A 332-nucleotide genomic window follows, 5' to 3' on the forward strand; every position below is an offset into this window, starting at 1 on the left:
TCCTATCATATCAAAAAAAGACTCTGTCTGTCTGCTGAAAAATCAGGAAAACTCCATTTCAAAAAATAATTCACTTCTACTTTATTTCATATGATAAAATATTTTTTAAATCTAAATATTCTTTCAATTAAAGAGGTGAATGTAGTGATACCAACAAAGTTAAAAAAGGGTGCTGAAATACGAGTGATTTCACCATCGTGTAGTTTAAGTATTGTTTCAAATGAAAATAGAAAACTTGCTATAAAAAGATTAACTGACATGGGCTTTCAAGTTACATTCTCAAAATATGCTGATGAGATAGATCGATTTGCTTCCTCCTCTATTTCTTCCCG

General features: G+C 29.8%; 1 pseudogene. It reads left to right on the forward strand.

Annotated elements, in window-relative coordinates:
* Positions 1-144: 144 nt before the first annotated feature.
* A pseudogene (locus tag MR107_RS30575) lies at positions 145-332 on the forward strand (LD-carboxypeptidase); the annotation flags it as partial.

This window comes from Bacillus cereus group sp. BfR-BA-01441 (genome assembly GCF_022663075.1).
In the GTDB taxonomy this organism is placed as follows: Bacteria; Bacillota; Bacilli; order Bacillales; family Bacillaceae_G; genus Bacillus_A; species Bacillus_A cereus.